Below are 25818 nucleotides of genomic sequence, written 5' to 3' on the forward strand. Positions count from 1 at the left end.
GCAGATGTCCTTAACTTCTCTTGCAAACTTCCGCAGCACTTCAGCGCGCGTGGCTACGTTTGCCCTGATCGGAACTTTCCTGGCCGGCTGCAATCAGGAGCAGGGCCCGGCAGCAGCGGCTTCCGCGCCGCCGCCACCGGCCGTTTCTGTCGCCAAGCCGGTGCAGAAGCAGGTGACTGAGCGCGATGAATATGTCGGCCGGTTCGTCGCCTATGACTACGTCGAGGTGCGCGCGCGCGTTTCCGGGTATCTGGAAAAAATCCACTTCAAGGATGGCCAGCTCGTGAAGGAGGGCGATCCGCTCTTCACCATCGATCCGCGTCCGTTCCGCGCCGCTGTCGAACAGGCGAAGGCGTCGATCGAGCAGGCCAAGGCGAACCTTGCGTTTGCCGAAAGCGACCGCAAGCGCGGCGAGAGCCTGCGTGCGGGCACCACGATCACGCAGCAGGCACTGGATCAGCGCTTGCAGGCTTCGCGTGTTGCTACGGCGGGCGTTACTGCCCAGCAGGCCGCACTGGAGCAGGCCGAGCTGGATCTCAGCTTCACCGAACTTTCCGCCCCGATCTCCGGTCGCATCGGTGATCGCCGTGTGTCGGTGGGCAACCTCGTGTCGGGTGGCGCTTCGGGCAGCACCACGATGCTGGCGACGATTGCATCCATCGATCCGATCCGGTTCGAGTTCACTATGGATGAGGCATCCTATCTGCGTTACCTGCGCATTGCGGGCGGTGAGGCCAGCGCCGCTGCCGACCGTGGTATGACGCTGCCAGTGCATCTGAAGCTGATCGATGAAGACACGTTCGGCCACGAGGGCCGGATCGACTTCGTTGATAACGCGATCGATCGCTCAACCGGCACCATTCGTGGTCGCGCGCAGTTCGCAAATGCCGATGGCAAGCTGACGCCGGGCATGTTCGGCCGTGTGCAGATTGCAACGTCAGCACCGACAACCGCGCTGCTGGTGCCCGATTCCGCCATCAGCACAGAGCAGGTGCGCAAGTTTGTTTACGTGGTCGGTGCCGACAACGTCGCGACGCAGAAGTTCATCACGCTGGGTCAGCTTGTCGATGGCTTGCGCGTGGTTGAAGGGCTTACGGCTGACGACAATGTCGTCGTCAACGGCCTGATGCGCGTGCGCCCCGGCGCTCCGGTGACGCCTGAAGTCGTTGCCATCGAACCGGACGGCACGCCGGCCACCTCTTCCATCCGCACCAACTAAGGTAGGACGCGATGCGTCTGTCGCATTTCTTTATCGACCGGCCGATCTTTGCCAGCGTCATCTCGGTGGTGCTGATCATCCTCGGCGCGGTTGCGCTGGGGCGGTTGCCGATCGCGCAGTATCCTGAGATCGCGCCGCCGGTGGTGAACATCACCGGCCAGTATCCCGGCGCGAGTGCCGAGGTTGTAGCGTCGACGGTTGTTGCGCCACTGGAGCAGCAGATCAACGGCGTGGAGCACATGCTCTACATCTCGTCTAACTCCACCGTTGACGGCCGCTTCACCATCTCAGTCACGTTCGATCTGGGCACCGATCTCGATACCGCGCAGGTGCAGGTGCAGAACCGCGTTGCGATTGCGCAGCCGCGTCTGCCCGCGGACGTGCGCAACATCGGCGTCACGGTGGCGAAAGCATCGCCCGACCTGATGATGGTGGTGCATCTTTATTCGCCCGACCAGTCGCGCGACACGCTGTTCATCTCCAACTATGCCAGCGTCAACGTCGTCGACGTGCTGACCCGCATCGAGGGCATCGGCTCGATCACGGTGTTCGGCAGCCGCGACTATTCCATGCGCGTGTGGCTCGATCCGGATCGATTGCAGTCGCTGGGCCTGACCGCAAATGACGTGACGGCCGCTTTGCAGCGCCAGAACGTTCAGGTGGCGGCGGGTATTCTCAATCAGCCGCCGGTCGAACAGCCGGGCGCGTTCCAGATCTCGGTGCAGACGCTGGGCCGTCTGGCCGATCCCGATCAGTTCGGCGAGATCATCGTCAAGCAGGATGGCGACGCGGTTGTGCGCCTGAAGGATGTTGCGCGCACCGAACTTGCCGCGCTCGACTATGGCATCATCTCGTATCTAGATCGCAGCCCTGCTGTGGCGCTGGGTGTGTTCCAGTTGCCTGGCTCCAACGCGATCGATACGGCCGAGCGCATCAAGACGACCATGGCGGAGCTGTCGAAAAGCTTCCCCGACGGCATCAAGTACGACATCGTCTACAACCCGACAGAGTTCATTCAGCAGTCGGTTGACGCCGTTGTCATGACCATCATCGAGGCTGTGATCCTCGTGGTGCTCGTGGTGATGCTGTTCCTGCAGACCTGGCGTGCGGCGATCATCCCGATCGTGGCCATTCCGGTGTCGCTCGTCGGCACGTTCTTCCTGATGGCGATGTTTGGCTTCTCGCTGAACAACCTGTCGCTGTTCGGTCTTGTGCTGGCCATCGGCATCGTCGTCGACGACGCCATCGTGGTGGTGGAGAACGTTGAACGCAACATGGCGTCGGGGCTTAGTCCCCGCGATGCCGCGTTCAAGACCATGGATGAAGTGGGCGGGGCGCTGATCGCCATTGTGCTGGTGCTGACGGCCGTGTTCGTGCCGTCGGCATTCATCACCGGCATTACCGGCCAGTTCTATCAGCAGTTCGCGCTGACCATCGCTGGCGCAACGATCATCTCGCTGGTCGTCTCGCTCACGCTGTCACCTGCGCTGTGCGCGCTGCTGCTGAAGCCGCACGCGGAGCATCATCGCACGCCGTGGTACATGAAGCCGGTACACGGCTTCTTCCGCGTCTTCAACTGGAGCTTCGACAAGCTTTCGAACGGCTATGCGTGGTCGATCGGCAAGATGATCCGGATTCCATTGATCATGCTGGTGATCTACGGCGGCTTCATCGTGTTCGGCATGAACGAGTTCCGCAAGACGCCGGTGGGCTTCATTCCGGCGGTTGACGGCGGCTATCTCATTGCTGTTTCGCAGTTGCCGCCGGCAGCGTCGCTGGCGCGTACCGATGCCGTCAACAAGCGCATGGTGGAGCTGGCGCTGGAAACGCCCGGCGTCGCCCACGCGGTGAACTTCGTCGGCTTCTCGGGCGCAACGCGCACCAACGCGCCAAACGCTGGCGCCGTGTTCGTGACGCTGAAGCCGTTTGAGGAACGGGCGAAGGATCCGAACCTGTCCGCGCGCGCCATCCAGGGCGCGTTGATGCAGAAGTATGCGTCCATCCAGGATGGCATGGTGTTCGTTGTTGCGCCGCCTCCGGTGCGTGGCATCGGCAGCGCGGGCGGTTTCCGCATGATGGTGCAGGATCGCGGCGGTGCCGGCTCGGCGGCGCTGCAGCAGGCGACGATGGCCATGATGATGAAGGCCAACCAGACGCCGGGTCTGCAGCAGGTGTTCACGATGTTCGAGAACACGACGCCGCAGCTCTATCTCGATATCGATCGCGTCAAGGCGCAGATGCTGGGCATCAACATCACCGAGGTGTTCACGGCGCTGCAGACGTATCTCGGCTCGGCCTACGTGAACGACTTCAACCTGCTCGGGCGCACGTTCCGCGTGACCGCGCAGGCGGATAGTCAGTATCGCCTAGACGAGCGCGATATTCTCAACATCCGCGTGCGCAATAACGCAGGCGATACGGTTCCGCTCGGCAGCTTCACGACGGTGCACAACATCTCCGCGCCAGCCCGAGTTCCGCGCTACAACCTTTATCCCGCCGCTGAGCTCGATGGTTCCGCAGCGCCCGGGTTTTCGCAGGGGCAGGCGATTGACCTGATGGAGAAGATCGCCGCCGAAACGCTTCCGCAGGGCTTCGGCTTCGAATGGACCGAACTTGCGTTCCAGCAGATCAAGGCCGGCAACACGGCGGTGTTCGCATTCGCGCTGGGCGTTGTGTTCGTGTTCCTTGTGCTGGCGGCGCAGTTCGAAAGTCTGACGCTGCCACTTGCTGTCATCCTCATCGTGCCGATGAGTTTGATTGCGTCGATCACCGGCGTCGTCATGCGTGGCATGGACAACAACATCCTCACGCAGGTGGGCTTCATCGTGCTGATAGGTCTGGCAGCCAAGAACGCCATTCTGATCGTGGAGTTTGCGGCCCAGCTTGAGGCGGAAGGCAAGGATAAGTGGTCGGCCGCGAAGGAAGCGGCGCGCCTGCGTATGCGTCCGATCATCATGACGTCGCTGGCGTTCATTCTGGGCGTGGTACCGCTGGTGTGGGCCGTTGGCGCCGGTTCGGAATTGCGTCAGGCGCTGGGCACGGCGGTGTTCGCGGGCATGATCGGTGTGACGATCTTCGGCCTTATCTTCACGCCGGTGTTTTACGTCACCTGCCGCTGGCTGGGCGATCGATTCTCGCGCGGCAAGAAAACGGCCGATGCCGCGCATCCGGCGACAACGCAGCCAGCGGAATAACATCAGGCTGTTGCAGTTCTAAACAACAACGCGGGTCGCAGCATTGCGGCCCGCGTTTTTGTTGCGCACAGAGCTGTGCACACTGCAAAAGTCGGTATCAGCGAGCATGTTCGCCGTCGCCTGACACAGCAATGTGTTAGCGTCGCGCCGTGTGCATTGATCCGGACGCATTTGCGGGGAACCTGATGAGCCGTGCTGCCAGCAACGACAATCACAACGATAACGACGCCACTCGTAGTGGCGCGCTAACTGTTTGGCAACTGGCGCGTGAATGGATCGAACTCCACGGCGCGGCGGCGGTTGTTACGGTTGTCGACACGTGGGGGACTGCGCCAGCTCCGGTTGGTACGCGGCTTGTGATCGCCGGTAATCTGCATGAAGGTGATATTTCCGGCGGCTGTGTCGAGGACGAACTGGTTGCAGTTGCGGAGGGCGTCATTGCAGAGGGGGCGCCGCGCGTTGTCGACTATGATGTTTCGGATGAAGCCGCATGGCATTCAGGGCTTGCATGCGGCGGCCGCCTCAAGGTTGTCGTGGAGCCATTAGGCCCGGCAGATACAGCCTTTCTCGATACTGTTATCGCGGCGGAGCAGGAGCGCCGTCCGGTGGTTGTGACAACCCGCATCGCAGATGGAACGCGCACACTTTATGCGGAAGGCGATGCATTGCCTGTCGATGTTATCGCTGCGCGGGATGCCGCAACAGTGACGCTGACCGGCGAAGACGCAAACGAGCTGTTTGTACAGCCACTGCTGCCGCCGGTGCATGTGGTGATTGTCGGTGCGGCGCTTATCGCGCAAGCGCTGGTGCCGTTGGCCCGTCAGGTTGGCTACCGTGTCAGCGTTGTCGATCCACGCCGCGAATTCATGGACGCCTTCCGTTCCGTCGATGCAACGACGATGGTCGCACAACCGCCGGAGGCATTCGCAGCATTGGGGCTCGATGCGCGAACGGCGGTGGTCGCGCTGGCCCATACATCGGCGATCGACGACGCAACGCTCATCGCGGCCCTGCGTGCTCCGTGCGTTTACATTGGCGCATTGGGTTCGCGCACCAACCAGGGTCGCAGGCTGGAGCGGCTGCGCGCGGAAGGCTTCAGCGATGCAGATCTCGCCCGCATCCATGGTCCGGTGGGGCTACCGATTGGTGCGAAAGGCCCGGCCGAAATCGCCGTTTCGATACTCGCTGAGATCATCAAGGTTGTGCGCGGCGCGTCGTAGTCGCCGCAGCACCAATGTCGCCGTGCGAACGACGGCGATGTGATCAGTCGGCCGCTGCGTTCAACCGCTCAAAGCCGGCTTCCAGATCGGCGCGCAGGTCGTTCACATCCTCAAGGCCGATGTGCAGCCGCAGCGTCGGCCCTTCGGGTTGCCAGTTGGTGGCGGTGCGGTAGCTGCGGGCATCGAACGGGATCACCAGGCTTTCATAGCCGCCCCACGAGAAGCCCATGCCGAACAGCTCCAGCCCGTCGAGCATCGCTGCCACGGCCTTGTCGCTTACGGGTTTCAGCACCACGCCGAACAGGCCGCTGGCGCCGAGGAAATCGCGCTTCCACAGTTCGTGCTGCGGATGGCTCTCCAGCGCCGGATGCAGCACGCGGGCAACCTCGGGGCGGCCTTCCAGCCAGCGCGCGATCTCAAGCCCCGCGCGATGATGCTGCGCCAGCCGTGTCGGCAGGGTGCGCAGGCCGCGCATGCCGAGATAGGTTTCTTCCGAACCCGGGCAGACGCCGAGCTGGTCCTTGGCCATGGCGATATACTTCGCCGCGCGCTCGTTGCAGGTGATCGCGCCCAGCATCGCATCGGCATGGCCGACGATGTATTTCGTTGCCGCCTGAATGGAAACATCAACGCCATGTTCGAACGGGCGGAAGTAGAGCGGGCTCGCCCACGTGTTGTCCATCAGCAGCCACAGATCGCGATCGCGGGCAATGCGCGCGATGGCCGGGATGTCCTGCACCTCGAACGTCTGCGAGCCGGGGCTTTCCGTAAAGATGAGGCGCGTGTTCGGCCGGATGAGATCAGCAATGCCGGCGCCGATGAGCGGATCGTAATAGGTGGTCTCGACGCCCAGTCGCGCAAGCAGGTAGTCGCAGAATTTGCGCGTCGGCTGATAGACATTATCAACCATCAGGATGTGATCGCCCGCCTTGACGAAGGCGAGGATGGCGGTGCTGACGGCCTGATAGCCCGATGCTGTCAGCTCGGTGGTCGCGCCGCCCTCGATGTCGGCAATCGCGTCCTGCAGAGATTTGACCGTCGGTGTGCAGGTGCGACCGTATGTATATGCCTGATCGCGGTTCCAGAGCTTTTCGACCGTGGGGAACAGCACCGTCGACCCACGATAGACCGGCGGATTGACGAAGCCGAAATTGTCGTGGGGCGCGCGGCCCGAGTGCACGGCTCGGGTGGCAGGTGCATGGGGGCGCGAAGAATTTTTGTCGGAGGACATGTGTCGCATCCTGTTCCTGGCGGGAAACGCCCCGTGTGGAGTAAGTTTGACGTGGGGTCAAGGCCTTGACCCCGCCACCAATCTGCGGGATTGAGCAGTTTATCGATTGATCGGCAAATGTTTCATCAAACCGCAGCACAGTGACCCTTGCGCCGCTGGCGTGATCGGCCCACAGTAACCCTCAAGCCATGCAGATTTTTCAAACACTTCGCTGTCCGGTCCGGGTGATCCTCACATTTGGGTTGCTGTTCGCGGCTTTGTCGGCAGCGCACGCACAGACCTCAACGCTGGATACCATCAGGGCGCGGGGCGTGCTGAACTGCGGGATTGGCGAAGCGCAGGCGGGTTTTTCGCAAACCAGTGCGGCTGACGTGCGCACCGGCATGGATGTCGATTTCTGCAAGGCGCTGGCTCTGGCGGTGTTTGGCACGGCTGACGCCGTCAAATTCTGGCCGCTCGGGCCAAACGATCGCTTCAAGGCGCTCTCAGCGGGTGACGTAGACGTGCTGGCCCGTGGCGGCGCCTGGACCCTGACCCGCGATACGGAATTTGGCGCCCGCTTTGCCGGCGTGCTGTTTTATGACGGTCAGGGCTTCCTGACCCGGCGCGGCAATGCCGTGGCGTCGGTGCTGGAGCTTTCCGGTGCATCGATCTGCGCGCTGCCCGGCGCGATGGGCGAGCAGGGCGTGGCCGAGTTTTTCGGCGCACAGCGGATGCGCTACCAGATCGTCGCGCAGGAGAGCTGGGACGATCTGGTTCAGGCCTATGCGGCCGGCAGCTGCACGGTGCTGACGGGTGATGTCTCGCTGCTGGCGGTTACGCGCAGCAAGCTGAAGACGCCCGCCGATCATATCATTCTGCCGGAACTCATCACCAAGGAGCCGCTCGGGCCGGCTGTACGGCAGGGCGATCCGCAGTGGTTCGGCGTCGTACGCTGGACGCTGATGGCGCTGATCGAGGCGGAGGAGCTCGGGCTAACGTCAGAGAATGTCGATGCGCAGCGCGCGGCAACGCAGCCGAGCGTCCGTCGCTTTCTCGGCCTTGAGGCCAATCTCGGGCAGGCATTGGGCCTGCCGCGCGACTGGGCCTATCTGATCGTCAAGAACGTAGGTAATTACGGCGAGATTTTCGATCGCAATCTCGGCGCCAAATCCGATCTCAAGCTTGCCCGTGGCCTCAACAATCTTTGGACCAAAGGCGGCTTGATGTACGCAGTGCCCTTCCGCTGAAGCTGTCCAGCTTGCGGTCTTGCGTACGGTGCGATGCCGCGCAAGTCCGATATCCAGGCTGATAGCGCCATCCGTGTTTTGGATACGTCGCGATGACAAAGGTCCGGTGAGATGACATGGCCCGCCGATCTGAGCGTCGCTCCTGAACGGGCGCTGGTGTTGATCGCGGTTTTTATCGCGGCGTTGATGATCACCATCATCGCGCTGGGATTATCCAGACGTGCGGCGCGCTATGGCCGCGAGATGGAGCGAGCACGGTTAGCGGAAGAAAAGCGTAGTGCCGCTGACGCTGAGAGAATGGACGACCGGAATGCAGTGCCGAATGTTGAGACCGTTGCGGGCGATGTCGCCGCCGCCGATGTCCATGTCGACGCCACGCCGACATCATCAGCGAGCCGCAACGTGATGCTCGGCGTTGCCGCCATCGCTCCGGAAGCTGATCGGCCGTCGCTTCTGAAAGCCATCGACATCGCAACGGCGATGGGAGCCAACGAGCGGTTGCCTGAACTCAACCTCTCGTTGGCGGAATGGCATCTTGCCAACGGCAGTCCGGAGAAAGCTGAAGAGCTGCTGCGTGCGTGTGTACGCGGCGCTACGGAGTTTGGCCTGAAGGAACCGCACGCCCGCGCGCGTGTCATATTGGGCGATTTTGCGCAGGCAAATGGCGATCCTTCCACGGCCTGCGAACACTGGCAGATTGCGCGTATTCTCTTTCATGAGATCGGCGACAAACCAGCTTACGACGACGTAGACGTCCGCATGCAGCGCAATGGCTGTCCCAGCGATTGGGTGTTGACCGACTTCTAGAGCACGATCGCCGTTGAACGGAACGACGGCACAGCACCGTGCTTCACGATCGTAAGCATCACTGCATGACGACTTCGACGTGGGCGATGTCACCATCGGCCAGCGTGAAATCGCGCTTGTAAACGCCAGACTGCCCCTTGGCCGTAACCGCATAGGTTCCGGGTGCAAGTATGTGGGTCGGCAGCGCGCCAACGCTGCGCATCACCAGCTGGCCGTCGGGCGTCTGCACGGTCCACTGTGTGTCGGGCAACGCCACACCGCCTTCACGGGCGACGAGCTTGAACGTTACGCGTGCGGCCGCATGGGTCACCGTTGCTTCGGTCAGTTTGCCAGCCTCGACGGTAACGTCGGCTTCCACCTTGGCGTTGGCATCGCCATATCGTGACACGATACGATAGATGCCCGCATTCAGGCGGTTGACGATATTGGGCTTGGCACCGGCAAGCACGCGCATGCGGTTATCCAGCTGGTCGCGTTCGCTGGAGAGAATGTCATAGGCAACGGTGTTGGTCGGCGGTTCGGCGCCATCCACCAGCACCTTCACCTTCAGGCCGCCGGCATTGAGCACAAACTTTTCAGATGTGATGGTGCCTGCAGTCACGACGATCTTGCGGGTGATATCGGCGCGCCCGAACGCTGCGTTGACAATGTATTCGCCCGGATCAAGTTCAATCGTCGGGCTGGGCTCGCGATTGGTGATGAGCGGCTTGGCGCGCGCGCGCGGATCGCGCGATGCTGCATACACGCGCCAGATCACACCGGAATCTATCCGCTGGCCATCAACAGTGAGCAGGGCGGTCAAGTTCACCTGACTGCCGGTCGGCGTCGTGCCATCGGCGGCGGGGGCGCGCGGAACTACCGTTGTGTTTGTCGGCAGCGAGGGGCCAGGTACGGAATCGGCCGGTGCGTCGCGGCCGGTGTCGGGCGGGAAAGCGCCGCGCAGCCGCTCAACGGAGGTGTCGAAGTCGGACATCTGTGCCGAAGCGGGCGCGCCAGGTGACCCGCTCAGCAGCAGCGCACAACCGCAAGCCAGCGCGCGCACACAGCGTACCATCGTGGGGGCGGATTGCCCCTTGGCTTTGCCGGTGCGCGGCCCAGCAGGCAGCTTCATGTCGGTGCAGGCGGGGATCATAGCGGCATGCGTCCGGACATTACGCGGCTTTGCAGCAGAAGGGTCATGACCTCTTCAAACTCTCTGACGTGGTTGAATTATGACATTTCCGTTCGTCTGATTATCGGCAGGCAGCCGAGACTGCCCGCCCGTTTGAAAGCAGCCCTCACTGATCGGTGAAATCGAACGTGCGGTGTTCGTTGGCTTTGATTTCAACCGTGCTCAGCAGCGGCCGATCGGCGGTGTCGGCGCGCACGACGTAATGGCCGGGCGCCAGCACTGCGGTGGGCTCGGGATCGCTGCTGCGCAGAACGGTGCGCTGCTTCTCATCCTGTATTTCCCAGAACATGCTGCCAGGCACGTTGCGGGCATCGGCGCGTTTCAGCGTCACACTTCCACTTTGCAGCGGTAGCAAAACGCGCTGCTCCTGCCCGGCGCCAAGTGTCAGTTCGGTGGCGGCAATCACGTTGCTGTCGGCCACCGTAGCCTCAAACCGATACCGGCCGGCGGAAAGATCAAATTGCGGTTCGGCGTCGATGGTGCGGGCTATTTCGGCAGCATCGGAGCCAAGCCGGATCACGCGATAGGTTATCTGGCCCAGGGCTGTTCCGGTCGCCTCACCACTGTGTGCGGCGGCCAGTGTTACGCGTGTCAACGCCAACGGCAGCGTGTGACGAACGACATCGCCCGCGCCCACCGCAACCTGTGTCCGCGCTTCGGCCATCGCGGTCTTGGCTGTCACATGATAGGTGCCTGCCGGCAGCATGAATGTGGGCTTGGCTGCAGCGGAGCGCAGAACCTCGCGGCGGCCCTGCGGCGCATCCGGATCGTCTCGGTGGAGAATGAACGTGACGCCTTCCGTCAAAGGCTCGCCCTGCGTTGCGCCGGTGCCGCCCGTAGCTGAGAGTTCCAGCCGCCCGGCGGTGAGAACCGGGGTGAAGCCGCTGCCTGCTGCCGCCGTAACCGTCACGGTGTTTTGCTGCTGCACGGCGCCGCTCTGTGCGGTGACGTTGTATTCTCCCGCCGGCACAACGATTTCCGGCCCCGCTTCGCGGCCCAGCCAGACAGGTGGGGTGCCTGCAGGCGCATTCGCGGGCGTCACCGTGAAAATCGGATAGGCCAGCGGCGCGCCGGCAGCAGAGGGCCGCGCCTGCATCTTCAACACGCCAGCGTTCAGATCAAAGCGCGCATCGACAGCGGCATCACCGGTGAAGGTGACGGTCTGGCGTGCCGATGCGAGGCCAAGCTGTGCCTCGATCTCGTAGGTTCCGGGCGCAAGCTTTTCGATCAGCGAAGGCGCCGCAACCTCTTTCACAATCTCGCCGCCCGCATCGGCATGGCGGATGCGCCAGCGCACAGGCACATTCAACGGTGCTGCCGATGCCCCGAGGCTTGCGGTCAAATAAACGCCAGCCGGCCGAGCAGGTGCAGCAGGAGTATCGGGCTGAGCGGCGTCATCCGCATGAGCAAGCGGCGCCGGTTCCTCAGCCTGCGGATCGGGGATGAGCTTTGCAAGCCGCATTGCCTGAGTGAGTGCGGATGAAACGGTGCCGGTGTCGGTCGCATTCCACATCTGACCGCCCGTCAGACGCGGCACGCAACTCATGTGCGCGATCTTAGCGGCGGAAAGGCCCAGCGTAACAGTGTGGATCACGAGCCCCGGATTGGCACGCAGCAGATTTTCGGTCGCGCTGCAAATGTCCTGACCGCAGTTGTCGATGTCGTCGGCAACAAGAACGATGCTTGCAGGTTTGGCGCCCGCGATTGCATTGGCTGACTCGCGCAGAGCAAGTGCCACCGGCCCTTTGCCGACGGCATTCATGCGGTCGACCGCTGCCGACAGATTGCGGGCGGCATTGTTGCCGGGCGGCAGTACGATCTCGGCATCACCGCAGTTGCCACGCCGCCGATGGCCGAACGCGGCCAGGCCGACACTGGCCTGCGCGCGCAATTCCGGCACCAGCGTGCGCAGCGCATCGCGCACGATCTCCAGCTTCGAGCGCTTCTCATCGCCCAGATGGCCCCACATCGAGCCCGAGCCATCGACGATGATCATGGCTGTTGGTGCAGCGGCCGGGGTGCCAGTGGCGGCAACGGCGGCAGCTTCCTGTGCGCGTGCCGATGCACTGCCAAGGCCCGCGATGGCGGAGATCACACCGGTGGCGATCACAGCGGCGGCGCAAAGCGAGGTGAGCGGTCTGTTGAGCAGCAACATGCGTGTCCCTGATTGCCGCGCTGGTGTGCGCAGGGCGGATTCGACCCGGGCACAATAGCCTATCCGCTCCCCCACCGGTATCGCCCGGCGGTGAAACCCCAATATCCGGATTGCTGCGGCAATTTCGGCTTGGCGGGAAGCGGTCGCGACAGTTAGACCACCTGAGGCAGGTGCCGTTACGCCTATTGGGTCTGGCTATGGGACGATAGCCGGCTAATCTTCTTGTTGCAGGCTAACCCAGCGATTCAAAAGATGAATTCCGGCCGCCGGCCCATTTTCCCCGTTCATAGCACTTTGCCCGTTCTGCCCAGCAATTTTGCCCAGGAGTGTCGCAATGGAAAACCCCGTCATTGATTTTCTGTCTAAGCGCCGCTCGGTGAAGCCGGATCGCCTGCAGGCGCCAGCACCCACGGCGCAGGAGCTGGAAACCATTTTCACCATCGCTTCGCGTGTGCCCGACCACAAGAAGTTGGCGCCGTGGCGCTTCATCGTGATCGAGGGCGATGCGCGGGCAAAGCTGGGCGAGGCGATTGCCGAGGCCTGCGTCGCGGCGGAGCAGGAGCCTCCGTCCCACGTGAGGCTGGAAACTGAACGCAACCGCCTGCAGCGGGCGCCGATGGTGATCGCCGCCATCTCGCGCGTCACGCCCCATCGCAGCGCGCCGGAGTGGGAGCAGGTGCTTTCGGCCGGTGCGGCGTGCCTCAATCTGTGCATTGCGGCCAACGCGTTGGGATACGGCACGGCCTGGCTGTCGGAATGGATCGCCTACAACGCTGACGTGGCCAAGGCGCTTGGCCTCGGTGAGCATGAGCGCGTTGCGGGCTTCATCTATATCGGCACGCCGATGGAGGCTCCGACCGAGCGCGAGCGTCCTGCGCTTACGGACATCGTCAGCCGCTGGGGCGAGTGAGTTGCGCTCCGGTGGTTTGATCGGCCAGTAGTTCACACATCACAGGCGTCACCCACCGATCGAGCGGCGCATGCATAGCGCTCGGTTCATGCTGCGCCGAAACTTAACGCCATCTTCACTATGGTCGGGCAGCCTTGTCATGTCGGCCCGTAGAGGTGGCGGGCAGGCTTGATCGATCGTCGCGCACCGCCGCGGAGGTGAAAGCCTTGAGCCCGCTGTTGGATGTTCCGGCCCAGCTTGCATTGGCGCTCTCGCTCGCTGCGGCCTCGGTTGAAGGCGCCCAGCCACACCTGCCACTGCCCATCGCGCAGCCGTCATTTACAGGACATGTCGATGGCGCGCTTGAAGGCCCGCTGCTGTTCTCCGAGCGCTCATGGATGCGTGCGCTACATGGCGTCCCCGATGAAGCGCAGAAGCTGGGCGGGCGTGTCTTCGTAACCAGTGGCGGGCGGTTCTATGTGCCTGCTCCGGGCGCGCATCAGCGTATGCTCGTCGCCCGCAACAACGCCAAAATCGCTGCGAAGATTGCGCAAGCCGCTGCGCGTGAGAATGCCCGGCGCATGCAGCCGCTGATTGGCAAACCGGCGGTTGCTGCCGATCTCCTCATCGCTCACGTTGTCGATGTTTCAACCGCCGTCGCGCTGGTGTCCGCAGTCGAAAACACGCCCGATCTGGCGCTCGCCACTGCTGCTCCTCGGCTGGCGGCAGCATTCGGCACCGGGGCCGACGAAACGCGCCAAGCCATGACGGTTGAGCAGTTCTATCGGCTGTTGATTGCCAAGACGGCGGCACCGCCGCGGCTCGTCGCTTTGGGTCTGAAGCCGAGGCCCCGATCCGAAAATGAAACAGCGGAGCAGGCGGCGCAGGCTGATCGCGAGCGTGTTATCGCCGCCTGGCGCGCACGCATCAACGCTGTTCCCGCCGCCGCTGCAACTCAATAGCGGAACTGTTCCGCCAGCACCCGCTCATCAAGGCTGTGGTTGGCGTCAAACATCATATAGAGCTCGACGTTGCGCGCTTTTTCCACCTCGACGCGCGTCACGGCACGGGTTTCGAAGTGATCGGCAACGGCACTCACCGGCCGCTTGTCGGCCTCCAGCACATCGATGACGATGCGCACCTTGTTGGGCAGCAGCGCGCCGCGCCAACGCCGCGGACGGAACGGGCTGATGGGCGTCAACGCCAGCAACGGCGCGTTGATCGGCAAAATCGGCCCGTGCGCGGAAAGATTGTACGCGGTCGATCCGGCCGGCGTCGCCACCAGCACGCCATCGCAGATCAGTTCTTCCATGCGCAGCGTATCGTCGACCATGATGCGCAGCTTGGCGGCCTGATAGCGCTCACGAAAAAGAGAAACCTCGTTAATGGCCAGAGCCTTGTGGGCCTTGCCGGATTTCTCGTAGGCGATCATCGACAGCGGATGGATGCGGCTTATATCGGCGGCGGCCAGCCGTTCGCGCAGGTTGATCTCGCTGTAGTCGTTCATCAGGAAGCCGACCGAACCTCGGTTCATGCCATAGATCGGCACGCCGTTGTTCATGAACCGATGCAGCGTTTGCAGCATGTGGCCGTCACCGCCGAGGGCGACGATGGCATCCGCTTCCGGAACCTCGCAATCGCCATAGACTTCCACAAGCCGTTCGCGCGCGGCCATGGCTTCGGGCATCTCGCTTGCCACGAACGCGATCTTGTCGAATGTGTTTTTCAATTTTGACATCGTGCTCTGGAACGCAACCAAGGCGTGGGAGGCTGGCGCAAGTGCAGCAAAACGACAAGCCCGTTCTCGTCTATTCCACTTTCCCTTCGGCGGAGGTGGCGGAGCAGGTGGCGCGGGAACTCATCGAGCGGAGGTTGGTGGCCTGTGTCAACATCCTGCCCGGCATGACGTCAATTTACCGTTGGGATGGCGCGATCAACCGGGATAGCGAAGTCGTGGCGATCATCAAGACACGTTCGCAGCTCGCCGCCAAGGTCATGCAGGAGGTTGCAGCCCGTCATCCCTATGACAATCCCGCGCTGCTGGTGATAGAGGTGGCCGACGGCGGCGCGGATTATCTCAAATGGCTGATGACCGAGACAGACCAGGCCGACTGATGTCCGATGAGCCAGCAGTGGCATTGCCCGGCACCGCGATACGGTCGCCAATGCGGCAGAAGTCGATGCGAAAGTGACGATGCAACCTATGCCGGTGTGCTGCTGGCATGCAGATCGCTCAGGGCGCAACGCTGGGGCGTTGCACCCAAATGCACGCGGAACGGTGCGAAGCCGCAGCTTGCCATAAGCCGGGGCTCAGCGTTTGGAGCAGCGCTATGCCGATCAATCAGTAAACGCCGCCGAGGCTAAGCATCAGATTGTAGCGCGGTGTGCCCCGCGCTGGGCGGCGCGAATTGTTCGACTTCTTGACCTTGCGGTTGGCCTTAGGTGCCGCGGCCTGCCCGGTTGGTGCAGCCGCCGGCGGGTTGTATGCCTGCTCCTGATCCAGCGACGCCGAAGCAATATTGTTGCCCGGAATAAGCGGCTGTTGCGGTGCTGGCTGGAAGTCGCGCGGACCGCCGATCGCCATGCGACCCGGCAGCGGAGCGGTAGCGGTGTTGGCGGCGGTGCTGGGCAGAGGCGTATAGAGCCGGGTGGCCGCCTGTGCCGAATTTGCCTTCCAGGGCAGCACTTCCTGCTTCGCCGCAGCTGTTGCGACGGTGCCGGCTGGCAGCGCAGCGGATTCTAGTTGCTCGGCGCCACCGCAGGTGCGGCCGTTGTAGGACTTCAGCAGCGTCAGCAGCAGATAGTCAGGCTCTTCCACGGGCAGGGTCGCGTTGGCCCGCGACGTAAATTCCTGCATGGCTTCGCGGGTGTTATCGGTCCAGGAGCCATTGACACGGCCCGAATAGCAGCCGACGCGCTTCAGGTTTTGCTGAATATCGACGATGAGGCGATAGCGAGCATCCGCATCGGTGGGTGCAAGCGCACCGTCACTGGATACTGCGGAGGAAACCTGCGCCGACCAGCCGTCGAGACTGGAAAGAGCGGCTTTCTCAACGCGAGGAGCTGCGCCTGACAGAGCCGGCGGCGCAGTGGCGGTGAGTGAATTTGACGACGCCAGATTCAGAGCGGGGGCGAAGGCGCCAAGACGTGAGCCGCCATTGGCTACAGCGTTCTGGATTTTGTGGGTGCGGGCAGGGGCGCGATGGATCGCGATTTCGGCATCGGCAGCGTGCCGGTCGGCTAGCGCCTGCTTCGCTTGCTGGAGCGTAGTGCCGGAGTCAACCGGAGCCGGAAAGTAGACAAACAGGCCTACACCGACACCTGCCAACAACACGAAGCCACCGAGGCCGCGCATAATGGTGAACTCCCTTACGCTTCGATCCCGGATCTGCGGCGGGTCAACCGCCGGGTCGCCAGGATGACCGGACGCACATCCCAGTACAGACGGCGCCGCCAGACACTACGGCGGCAGCAGTGACAAACCACTTAAAGGGCGCGAAAAACTTCAGCTTCCCTTGATGTAACCGAATGTTAACTAAAATAAGTCCGCACACGGGCGGATGCAACTTTATTTCCTGCGTTATCGACAGCGGAGAAGCAGCAGTTGCGCGGGCTGGCAGGCGCCATGTTGCATGCGCGAGGTGTTAACAACTCGGCCCCAACCTGGGGACAAAATGCAGCGCCAAAGTGGGCAACCTGTGGACGGTTGCGTGGCTGAAGACAGTCAAGAAATGGGCCAAAAATCAGGCGTTTTTCGCTATCGCGCTGATTCTCTTAACAAAAGATTTCGAATCGCGTAGCAAGGAAAGCCGAGGGGCAGTACCGCGTCTGTTAACTTGTCGCCCCGTCCCGTGGGGAAAGTTACGCACAGGGGAGATCGAGCGGCGATGCTCTCCAGCGCATGGCACCAGACGGGAAGGGGATCCAGCTCTCGATATTCGTTGCGGCGCGTTATCGCCGGTCCGGCCAGGAACATTGGGGAATGATCCTGGAGCTCAACGGATCGATAGAGACCGTCACCGTGGCAGGTATCCCGTAAATCGCGTCAGAGATGGAGCCGTTCTGTCCAACACGCCCTTCCGTATGGACAGAGACAAGTCAAGCGTTGGCGTTGGCCTCGGGCCAGCAGCTGGCGATCATAATTCATGAGGGCAAACATGAGACATGCTCTAGGCGTGTTGGGGGTTCTAGCTGCCGGCGTCTTGCTCGCCGTATCGGCAGCGATGAACTGGCGATTTGGTGTCAGTCTCGGACGAACCGAGTTTGACGGCCAGATCTACGGCGCAGCCAGCGCGGCTGCGGACTGCATGAAGGCCTTGGTGCCTTTCTTTTTCTTCGCCGCAATACGCACGAAAATGTGGTCGCAGGCAGCAGCCTCCGCCCTCGTTTGGGTCGTGGTCACAGCATACTCGCTGACCTCTGCCCTGGGGCACGCCGCATTGAACCGGCTCGATACCGCCGGTCAGCGCGCAGTGTCCTCTGAAAGCTATCAGTCTTATCGCGCCGATCTGGCGCGGGCTCAGGAACAGCTTTCCTGGATCCCGCAGCACCGCCCTGCTCAGGCTGTGCAAGCCGAGATGGAGGTGCTCAAGAACGATAAGGCCTGGAGCTCAACCAAGGGATGCGCGGAAGCGACGATCAAGCGTTCGCGCGACTTCTGTCAGGGGTACCATGCACTTGCAGCTGAGCTAGGCTCGGCACAGCAGGCATCATCCCTTGAGGCCCGCATCTCGGACATCCAGTCCAAGATCGCGGTGGTAACCAGTGGCGGCAAGAACGTTCTGGCTGAAGCGGATCCGCAGGCTGCGGTCCTGGCCAAGCTTGCTGCGATTGTTGCTCCGAACATCAGCGTAGAAGATGTGCAGACCGCGCTCACGGTCTTCATCGCACTGCTTCTCGAAGTTGGTTCGGGCTTTGGCATGTACATTGCCTTTAGTCAGTGGCGCCTCTACGAGCGTCAGACGCCTGCCGTTGCACCTGAGTTGGTCACGGTCAGCACTACTGCGGCAGTGGTGGCAGCTCCCAAGGCTGTTGCGATAGAAAAGCCGCGTTCCGGCGCAAACGACAACAAGTCGGTAACCGAGGAAATTGAGACCGAGGTTATTGAGACTGTTGCCGAGATTGCAGCGCCGGCTGCTACCGAAGAAACTGCTGCTGTCATCGTTGCGACGAATGCGCAGCAACCAAGACTGATCGCTCCCGAAACCGATGTGGAGCGCTTCTACAAGGAGAGAATCGAGACGCAAGACGGATCGAGTATGACTGCAACTTCCCTGTATGAGGATTACTGCGCATGGTGCGAAGAACAACAGAAAGAGCCACTTGCTCTACCCACGTTCGGTCGTGAGTTCGGTGAACTCGGTGTGCAGAAGGCACGTATAGCAGGAAGGGTGCGATACATCGGCATTGCGCTGAAATCCGCCAGCGACCTCTCGGAGGATAAGAAGCTGACGGCCTTCAATGATCGGGCCGCCTAGTAATAGGCTTCTGAAAGGTCGCGAAAGCGGCCTTTCTTGTTTTTAAGCTCCAGTGAGGAGCACATAAAAAAAGGGCGGTCCTTAGGGCCGCCCTTTTTGCGTTTCAGATTTTGATGCGACGCTCAAAAGGTGCCGCGTAACGTCAAGTCCAATTTGCCGGGTTTGGCCGAAGCTGGCCTGCCGCGCGTTCTGTCCGGATTGATGGAGGCGCCGGCTCTCGAAAACCACAGAAGTGCGGCGGTACGATCACCAGATGCATATCGGTGAACGCACCGCCGCCAATGGTCAGGCCGTCAGACTTCAGGCCGCCTTCTCCTGCTGTTTGCCGGGCGCATCCAGCAAGCCGGCAATCTTGAGCGCGAATGCGTAGTCAGCGGCGATTTCCTTGAGCTGCTCGTAGCGGCCGGAGGCGCCGCCGTGCCCCGCATCCATGTTGATCTTCAACAGGATGAGATTGTCGGACGTGTTTCGTTCACGCAGGCGCGCGATCCATTTTGCCGGCTCCCAGTAGGTGACGCGCGGATCGGTCAGGCCGCCATAGGCGAAGATGTGCGGATAGGGCTTCGCCTCAACATTCTCATACGGGCTGTAGGAATGGATGATGCCGAATTCCTTTTCGCTCTCGATCGGATTGCCCCACTCGGGCCACTCCGGCGGCGTCAGCGGTAGAGAAGCATCGAGCATGGTGTTGAGCACGTCGACGAATGGCACGTCGGCGATGATGCCGAGGAACAGGTCCGGCGCCATGTTGGTGACAACGCCCATCAGCATGCCGCCGGCAGAGCCGCCATTGGCGACGATGCGGCCTTTCTGGGTCAGGCCCTGATCCACCAGATGCTCACCGGCGGCAATGAAGTCGGTGAAGGTGTGGATCTTCTTTTCGAGCTTCCCGTCCGTGTACCAGCGATAGCCCTTGTCTTTGCCGCCGCGGATGTGCGCGATGGCATAGATGAAGCCGCGATCTACAAGCGAAAGCCGGGTCGTCGAGAACGATGCAGGTATGGAGATACCGTAGGCGCCATAGCCATAGAGCAGCACCGGCGCCGAGCCATCCAGCGGCGTATTCTTGTGGTACAGGATCGAGACCGGAACGGTTTCACCATCCGGTGCGGGCGCATAAAGGCGGCGCGTGACGTAGTCGGCAGCGTTGTGGCCGCTTGGCACTTCCTGCCGCTTGCGCAGTGTGCGGGCGCGCGTGTTCATGTCGTAGTCGTAGACTTCGGAAGGCGTTGTCATCGACGAATAGACGAAGCGCACCGTGGAGGTGTCGAACTCGTATCCGGCGGACGTCGACAGCGAGTATGCTTCCTCAGGGAAGGCGATTGAGTGCTCGTCGCCATCGACATGGCGAATGATGATGCGGGGCAGACCGTTCTCGCGCTCCAGCAGCACCGTGTAATCACGATAGACGATCGTATCGAGGATGAGACAGCCGGGGCGATGGGGGATGACCTCGCGCCAGTTCTCAATACCCGGCGCAGCAACGGGCGCTTCACAGATGCGGAAATCCTCCGCACCGTCCGAGTTGGTGGTGATGATGAGGTTGTCGCCGCGGTGCTCAACCGAATACTCGTGTCCATGCTGGCGCGCTGCGACGAGCACCGCCGGGCTTGTCGGATTGTCGGCGTCGATCAGGCGGACTTCGCTGGTCTGGTGGTCGTGCGCATCGATGACGATAAACTTGCCGGATTGGGTCTCGCCGATGGCCACGTAAAAGCCGATGTCGTCCTCGGCGTAAACGAGAACGTCGTCTTCAACCGGCGTGCCAAGTGTGTGGCGATAGACCTTCAGCGGGCGATGGTTGTCATCGAGGCGAACGTAGAACAGCGTTTTGCTGTCATTCGCCCACACCACACCGCCGCGCGTATCAGGAATGATGTCGGGCAGATCTTCGCCGGTCGCCGCATTGCGGAAGCGGACGGTGTAAAGTTCTGAGCCCTTGTCGTCGGAAGCGTAGGCAATAAGGCTGTGGTCAGGGCTGTGCTGGAAGCTGGCCAGATCCCAGTATGCTTTGCCTTCAGCTTCGCGGTTGCCTTCAATCAGGATGTGCTCACCGTCGCCGGAACGGTTCTGGCGATATACAAGCGGATACTGGCCGCCGGCGACATAGCCTGAGTAATAGGCGTAAGGGCCGTCCGGAGCAGGGACGGAGCTATCGTCTTCCTTCAGTCGCCCGCGCATCTCCTTGAACAGCAGATCCTGCAGCGCAGCGGTGTCCGCGAGCTGGGCTTCGCTGTAGGCATTCTCGGCCTCCAGGTAACTGCGGATCTCCGGAGCAAGCGCCGTCGGGTTGCGCATAACTTCCTGCCAGTTCTCCGCCCGCAGCCACGCATAATCGTCAACCAGCTCAACGCCGTGCCAGGTGGAGTGGGCTGGCTTCCGGTCCGCCCTTGGCGGCGTGGTTGCAGAAGTATGCTTAGCGGGAACGGACATCTGGGTATTTCTCCACCGGGGGATTGCAGGACTTCAGGACAAGCGTGCTAACAGGGCTGGCCGAAGAGGTGCCGGTCGGCATCGCTCGAAAACGGGCCAGAGCAGAGGGGTGGCTGCGGTATTTGTCAAACCTGGATACCAAGTGCCGGTAATATTGGCAGGCGGAGGCGCTCCGTCCAGATCGGATGTTTTCATGTAGTGTATTTTTGAAGTTGAGGGATTGGAAAAGAATATACTTATTGAGTGGGCGGATTTCTGTAGCGGGTGGTCAGTAAAACAGCTGTGCAACGCTCAGGATAAATGTGTAGACTTGTTCTAATTTTTACTTGGAATACTTAAAAACAAGGTGCGCCATAGCAGGGCAGGGCGAGTTTTAACTTGCAGCCACGAATGTTATCCATACAAGGTGGCATCCGCAGCGATGTAGTTGACTTTACTACCATGCAGTGCGAAATCAGCCGCAACAATCAATTTTACGGCTTTTACTGGCGGCGGAGCGAAAGCATTCCGCGCCGTTGTGTATAGGGCAAGATTTTTATCAAGGCACAACATGACGGGGCGATTAAGAGACTTCGTCTGTACTCGCCTCGGGAGGGCGATGTGGAAGATACACCGGCACCGGAACTCGTAGAACTGACGGCGAAGATTGTTTCAGCCTATGTGAGCAATAACTCTGTTATCGCCACTGAGCTTCCGCATCTCATCAGCGAAACCCATGCAGCACTCAGCCGTGCGAGCGGTGGTGTCGCCGTTGTAGAGCGGGAAGAGCAGAAGCCGAAGGTGCCGGTTAAAAAATCTATAATGCCAGATTATCTGATCTGTCTTGAAGACGGAAAGAAGTTTAAGTCGCTGAAGCGCCATCTGCGCACCCACTATAATCTTTCGCCTGAAGACTATCGGGAGAAGTGGGGCTTGCCGCACGATTATCCGATGGTGGCGCCGAATTATGCGCGCGCGCGCTCCGACCTGGCCAAGAAGATGGGCCTTGGCACACGTCGCTGAGTGACGACAACTTTGCCGACAAGCTATCGCGCGCCGCTTATGCTGGCGCGCGTTTTTCGTTGCGGCCTCGGTGCAGTGCAACCTCTATTCTGTAAGCGCGCAACAGCATGGCATGACGATTGAGATCGTATGCCCAGTGCCCTGCCAGCCCCCGTTGACGTTCCAGTCTTAAGGCTCGCCGCATGCGCGCCAGCAAGCGTGCGTGCGTTGCACTGTCGAGCACTTCAAGTTCATGCGGCCACAACGAAAGCAACTTGGGCAGATCACGCTGTCGATCGTAGCTGAGTGCTGCAGCATTTTCTGCGGTGCTGTGCCGTGGTGGTGAAGGGCGTGTGCGTCTTGGTGTGAAGGGGGACATCGGCTGCCGCGCTGTTGGTAAGGAAGCGGCAATCTTTGCGGTCGGCTTTCCGGGCGGGGACAACGATGGCGGCTGTGAATTATCCCCTCCGTTCACTCGCTCTATAACCTGCACACGCATAAGTGGTGGTTTCGCGTTATCGTGCACGCCACAGTGATGCAGGACAGAGAGTTGAGTGATGCCGTCAGAGTGCGCCTTTCCAACCCATACCGCTGATATGCCGCTGGCGTTTTGTGTGCAGGCACAAGGTGGGGCCGGTGCGCGTGCACAGGACGTTTCCGGCCAGCCGGATCTGCGCCGCTACGCCATCGAACATGCGGTGGTGCAAGTGTTCGGTGTTTCGGAATCCGAGTTGCGGCGGGCGTCGCGCGGGCGTGCCAACGTAGCATTGGCGCGGCAGGTCGCGATGTACTTGGCCCACGTTGGCTGCGGGCTGTCATTGACAGAAGCCGGGCGCATCTTTGAGCGCGACCGCACCACAGTGGCCCATGCGTGCGGTGTTATCGAGGACCGCAGAGACGACCCGTTGTTTGATCGCGCGCTTGACCTGCTTGAGTGGGCGATGCCAGCGCTGCTCGATCGCCACGGCAATGATGCAGCAGACACTGTGCGGGGTTGAGCATGTCAAAATCTTCTTCGACACAAACCCGGAATAGCCGTAACGGCGCTGACAAGCGCGTCAATGATGACGAAAGCCCGCTAAGCTGGCTGCGTCGGCGCAAGGATCGCAGCGGTGGGGCAATGATTTCGCAGGCGCAGTTTGAGGCCGGTGAACGACTGCGCGCCGAATTCTGGTTTGCACAGATGACACCGCGCACGACCACCAACTGGTCGGCGATGTCACCGACCAAGCGAGGGCGCCGCTATGGATCCTCGCGAGTTTCAGCGTCGGATATGATCGACAGCTCATCGGCAGCGGCGGAACGGGTGCGCAAAGCGCTGGCCGCAGTTGGGCCGGAGCTTTCTGGCGTTCTGATTGATGTGTGTTGTCACCTGAAGGGGCTGGAGGAAGCGGAGCGGGCGGCGGGCTGGCCGCAACGGTCGGGCAAGATTGTGCTGCAACTGGCGTTGAGTGCGCTGGCGCGGCACTACGGAATAACGCGTGCAGCAGAGAATGGCTCGCGAGCGTCGCCGACGCGTCACTGGGGTGCGGAGGATTTCCGACCACTGATCGACGGCGGCGAATGAGCTGTTCGACGACAACAGAATGCTGTTGCGATTAGCCGGAGCTACTGACGTTGGTGCGAGATTAAAGCTCTTTGCTCGCGGCAGCGTCGGAGCGCACGCGTGCCACCATCGATGCGAAGCCGTTGGAGCGCTGCGGTGTGATATGCTCCTTGAGGCCGAGTTCCGAAAGGATCGGGTCGGCATCGGTGGAAAGCACTTCGTCCACCGTTTTGCCGTCGTAAATCGCGACGAGAATTGCGATCAACCCGCGCACGATGTGAGCGTCGCTGTCGGCAACAAAATGCAGGGTTGGGGCGCCGTTGTTCGGCTCGATACGTGTGGCGAGCCAAACCTGACTGGCGCATCCGCGCACCTTGTTGGCTTCTGTGCGCTCTTCTTCCGGCAGAGGCGCCAGCGTACGGCCAAGCTCGATCAGATAGCGGTAGCGATCCTCCCAGTCATCCAGAAGGGCAAAGTCGCTCGATATGTCGGAAAGGCTGGTCACGCTGCAGCTCGCTCGATGATTGGATTGCAGCCTTCACATAGGTTGGCGCAGCGCCATCGCGCAAGTGTGTGAAGCTGTTATGCCGCTCGAGCGTAATACTGTGGGGCTGCAACGCGCTTCATGCGATGTGCTGCAGCCCGGCTCGTATCAGATGCGGCCGCTGTTCGGCTGAGCTGGCATCGCGCCGCGCCACACCGGTTCGAGATCTTCGGCGCGCAGGGTGCCGCGTGGGGTAAGGTCGACGCCGGGTTCGATCACGTTGTAACGGACTGTCTGCGCTGTCGCGGGCGCGCCTTCGCTGTCTTTGGTGACAAGCTCATACGCCATTGCGGCACCGAACTTTGCCTTCTCGACAAACGCTGACCAGATGACGCCGGCTTGATCGCAGGTGGTCCCATTGCGATCGCAGAACGTTGCCGTCCAATGCACCGCCGTTGCTGCCTTGTCATAGAGTGCAGCCTGCTGTTCGCGATCTGCAGGCAGAACCGCGACAACCACCGCAATCAGGATACCTAACTTCAATAGGGACATGTTGGCCTCTCCAACCGTCTCGGACTTGGACTGTTCACCGTATTAGCAGAGCGATCTCAACAAACTTGCCTCATGGACTTGGAAAAATTGCGTCCAATTTGATCTAATTTTTAAGGGGTTGCGGTGATTATGAGAGGCGATGCAACCCGCGAAATATCAACACTTCTTAAACGAGAGTTAAGAGATCGTTTACGAAGTGGGCCGCATATTGGATGCATTAAGGTAAGCAGCGCGTTGAGGGATGAGTGATGCTGCCCAAAAAAGTGACGGTGCAACTCCTGGCCTTTCTGGCCCTTAGTGGGGGCGTTGCTGCAAATATTTTTCTTCTGCAGGCCCGTGGAACCCATACTCCGGTTGCGAGCGCAAACGATCTGACCGCCTGGAACATCGCTGCGATTGAGGCGGCCGAGTTCGGCGACACCGGATCGATCGGCGGCAATTCCAAACACCCCACCGAGGGGCTGGACCTGGCGGCGATCGGCGGGGATATTTCGACACCTGCGATCAGCGCCAAGGATGTTACGCGCGCGATCCAGCGCGAGCTGCAAATCCGCGGCTACGAGACCGGGTCGCAGGACGGCATTGCGGGCACGATGACCCGCGGCGCAATCATGGCCTATGAGCAGGATCACGGCTTGCCGTTGACGGCACAGCCGAGCGATGCGCTGTTGAAAGCGATCGTGCTGGGCGAGGGCGGCAAGCCGCTCAAAGGGCAGATCACCCCAAAGACGGGCAACGCGCGTGATGTTATCCGCTCGGTTCAGCAGTCGTTGAAAAAGCTGGGCTACAAGCCGGGTGACGCCAATGGTGTTCTGACGCTGCAGACAGCGAGCGCTATTCGCGCGTTCGAAAGCGATCAGGGCCTTTCGGAATCGGGACGTATTTCGGGGCCTCTGATTGCAAGGCTTGGCCGCCTTGCGGGTGAAGGCCGCATCGCCGCCGCTCCGTGAATTTTATTAGCGCTGGTGACTGCGCTTCGCACAGCCGTCCATGGTTGTTTGTTGCGCTCGGCGACTCTCCTCCGGAGAGCCGGCCGCCGAGCGTATAATGGCTTGTGCAGAAACGGCCCGCCTCCGCACGGCGTCATCCCGACTACGGTCGGGAGGTGGTCTCACGGTTGAAGTGCAACGTGTTGAGGTTTTCCCAGAAAACCTCGGCAGGTGTTTTGAAGTCGAGGCATCGTCTGGGGTGGCGTTGTAGTTTGCAACGATGCTGGCCAGCTGTCGCGCT

The 25818-nt window shown here is 61.3% G+C and carries 21 protein-coding genes; 13 read left to right on the plus strand and 8 right to left on the minus strand.

Annotated features, from left to right (window positions below; all coding sequences use genetic code 11):
- Positions 1 to 4 precede the first annotated feature (4 nt).
- From C6Y62_RS13370 to C6Y62_RS13380, 3 genes are all read left to right on the plus strand, one after another.
- Positions 5 to 1219: an efflux RND transporter periplasmic adaptor subunit gene (locus C6Y62_RS13370; RefSeq protein ID WP_173954322.1), complete on the plus strand. Its 1215-nt coding sequence runs from the start codon at positions 5 to 7 to the stop codon at positions 1217 to 1219.
- An 11-nt stretch (positions 1220 to 1230) separates the two neighbouring features.
- On the plus strand, positions 1231 to 4413 hold the full coding sequence (locus tag C6Y62_RS13375) for an efflux RND transporter permease subunit (RefSeq protein WP_173954323.1): 3183 nt from the start codon (positions 1231 to 1233) through the stop codon (positions 4411 to 4413).
- Between the two features lie 185 nt (positions 4414 to 4598).
- Complete coding sequence (locus C6Y62_RS13380; RefSeq protein WP_173954324.1) at positions 4599 to 5633, plus strand: XdhC family protein; 1035 nt, start codon at positions 4599 to 4601, stop codon at positions 5631 to 5633.
- 43 nt (positions 5634 to 5676) lie between these two features.
- Here C6Y62_RS13380 and metC read toward each other — a convergent pair whose 3' ends face one another.
- The gene (metC, locus tag C6Y62_RS13385) at positions 5677 to 6864 is read right to left on the minus strand and encodes a cystathionine beta-lyase (RefSeq protein WP_173954325.1); all 1188 of its coding nucleotides are present in this window, start codon (positions 6862 to 6864) and stop codon (positions 5677 to 5679) included.
- A gap of 188 nt (positions 6865 to 7052) precedes the next feature.
- Between metC and C6Y62_RS13390 the strand changes: the two genes are divergently transcribed.
- On the plus strand, positions 7053 to 8093 hold the full coding sequence (locus C6Y62_RS13390; protein ID WP_173954326.1) for an amino acid ABC transporter substrate-binding protein: 1041 nt from the start codon (positions 7053 to 7055) through the stop codon (positions 8091 to 8093).
- Between the two features lie 111 nt (positions 8094 to 8204).
- Positions 8205 to 8900: a hypothetical protein gene (locus tag C6Y62_RS13395; RefSeq protein ID WP_173954327.1), complete on the plus strand. Its 696-nt coding sequence runs from the start codon at positions 8205 to 8207 to the stop codon at positions 8898 to 8900.
- A gap of 58 nt (positions 8901 to 8958) precedes the next feature.
- Here the strand turns inward: C6Y62_RS13395 and C6Y62_RS13400 are convergent, their stop codons facing one another.
- Both C6Y62_RS13400 and C6Y62_RS13405 read right to left on the minus strand, forming a co-directional pair.
- Positions 8959 to 10032 carry a hypothetical protein gene (locus C6Y62_RS13400; protein ID WP_173954328.1) on the minus strand — a complete coding sequence of 358 codons (1074 nt, stop codon included), beginning with the start codon at positions 10030 to 10032 and terminating at the stop codon, positions 8959 to 8961.
- Positions 10033 to 10177: 145 nt separating this feature from the next.
- Positions 10178 to 12226: a vWA domain-containing protein gene (locus tag C6Y62_RS13405; protein ID WP_173954329.1), complete on the minus strand. Its 2049-nt coding sequence runs from the start codon at positions 12224 to 12226 to the stop codon at positions 10178 to 10180.
- Positions 12227 to 12560: 334 nt separating this feature from the next.
- Between C6Y62_RS13405 and C6Y62_RS13410 the strand changes: the two genes are divergently transcribed.
- On the plus strand, positions 12561 to 13136 hold the full coding sequence (locus C6Y62_RS13410) for a nitroreductase family protein (protein WP_173954330.1): 576 nt from the start codon (positions 12561 to 12563) through the stop codon (positions 13134 to 13136).
- Positions 13137 to 13342: 206 nt separating this feature from the next.
- The gene (locus C6Y62_RS13415; RefSeq protein WP_173954331.1) at positions 13343 to 14077 is read left to right on the plus strand and encodes a hypothetical protein; all 735 of its coding nucleotides are present in this window, start codon (positions 13343 to 13345) and stop codon (positions 14075 to 14077) included.
- On the opposite strand, the gene C6Y62_RS13420 is transcribed toward C6Y62_RS13415, so the two are convergent.
- On the minus strand, positions 14071 to 14853 hold the full coding sequence (locus C6Y62_RS13420; RefSeq protein ID WP_068464178.1) for an NAD kinase: 783 nt from the start codon (positions 14851 to 14853) through the stop codon (positions 14071 to 14073). The genes C6Y62_RS13415 and C6Y62_RS13420 overlap by 7 nt on opposite strands.
- A gap of 41 nt (positions 14854 to 14894) precedes the next feature.
- On the opposite strand from C6Y62_RS13420, the gene cutA reads away from it, so the two are divergent.
- Entirely contained in the window at positions 14895 to 15230 is a 336-nt protein-coding gene (gene cutA, locus C6Y62_RS13425) for a divalent-cation tolerance protein CutA (RefSeq protein WP_338074376.1), read from the plus strand.
- Positions 15231 to 15456: 226 nt separating this feature from the next.
- On the opposite strand, the gene C6Y62_RS13430 is transcribed toward cutA, so the two are convergent.
- Positions 15457 to 16470: a hypothetical protein gene (locus C6Y62_RS13430; protein WP_173954333.1), complete on the minus strand. Its 1014-nt coding sequence runs from the start codon at positions 16468 to 16470 to the stop codon at positions 15457 to 15459.
- 790 nt (positions 16471 to 17260) lie between these two features.
- Here C6Y62_RS13430 and C6Y62_RS13435 point away from each other — a divergent pair.
- A complete protein-coding gene (locus C6Y62_RS13435; protein WP_246274683.1) occupies positions 17261 to 18592 on the plus strand; it encodes a hypothetical protein in 1332 nt (443 codons plus the stop codon).
- A gap of 300 nt (positions 18593 to 18892) precedes the next feature.
- Here the strand turns inward: C6Y62_RS13435 and C6Y62_RS13440 are convergent, their stop codons facing one another.
- A complete protein-coding gene (locus tag C6Y62_RS13440; RefSeq protein WP_173954334.1) occupies positions 18893 to 21025 on the minus strand; it encodes a S9 family peptidase in 2133 nt (710 codons plus the stop codon).
- A 600-nt stretch (positions 21026 to 21625) separates the two neighbouring features.
- On the opposite strand from C6Y62_RS13440, the gene C6Y62_RS13445 reads away from it, so the two are divergent.
- The 3 genes from C6Y62_RS13445 (at position 21626) to C6Y62_RS13455 (ending at position 23573) form a co-directional block, all read left to right on the plus strand.
- On the plus strand, positions 21626 to 22027 hold the full coding sequence (locus C6Y62_RS13445) for a Ros/MucR family transcriptional regulator (RefSeq protein ID WP_068464100.1): 402 nt from the start codon (positions 21626 to 21628) through the stop codon (positions 22025 to 22027).
- 593 nt (positions 22028 to 22620) lie between these two features.
- Positions 22621 to 23004 carry a helix-turn-helix domain-containing protein gene (locus tag C6Y62_RS13450; RefSeq protein ID WP_338074377.1) on the plus strand — a complete coding sequence of 128 codons (384 nt, stop codon included), beginning with the start codon at positions 22621 to 22623 and terminating at the stop codon, positions 23002 to 23004.
- A 2-nt stretch (positions 23005 to 23006) separates the two neighbouring features.
- A complete protein-coding gene (locus tag C6Y62_RS13455; RefSeq protein WP_173954335.1) occupies positions 23007 to 23573 on the plus strand; it encodes a DUF6456 domain-containing protein in 567 nt (188 codons plus the stop codon).
- Positions 23574 to 23634: 61 nt separating this feature from the next.
- Here the strand turns inward: C6Y62_RS13455 and C6Y62_RS13460 are convergent, their stop codons facing one another.
- Positions 23635 to 24057 (minus strand): SufE family protein, encoded by a 423-nt coding sequence (locus C6Y62_RS13460; protein ID WP_173954336.1) that lies wholly within the window; start codon positions 24055 to 24057, stop codon positions 23635 to 23637.
- A gap of 147 nt (positions 24058 to 24204) precedes the next feature.
- Positions 24205 to 24588, minus strand: a complete 384-nt coding sequence (locus tag C6Y62_RS13465; RefSeq protein ID WP_173954337.1) for a DUF5330 domain-containing protein — start codon at positions 24586 to 24588, stop codon at positions 24205 to 24207.
- A gap of 248 nt (positions 24589 to 24836) precedes the next feature.
- On the opposite strand from C6Y62_RS13465, the gene C6Y62_RS13470 reads away from it, so the two are divergent.
- Positions 24837 to 25538, plus strand: coding sequence for a peptidoglycan-binding domain-containing protein (locus tag C6Y62_RS13470; RefSeq protein WP_173954338.1), 702 nt, complete (start codon positions 24837 to 24839; stop codon positions 25536 to 25538).
- The last annotated feature ends 280 nt before the right edge of the window (positions 25539 to 25818 follow it).

It is taken from the genome of Hyphomicrobium sulfonivorans (genome assembly GCF_013306565.1).
Taxonomy (GTDB): Bacteria; Pseudomonadota; Alphaproteobacteria; order Rhizobiales; family Hyphomicrobiaceae; genus Hyphomicrobium_A; species Hyphomicrobium_A sulfonivorans.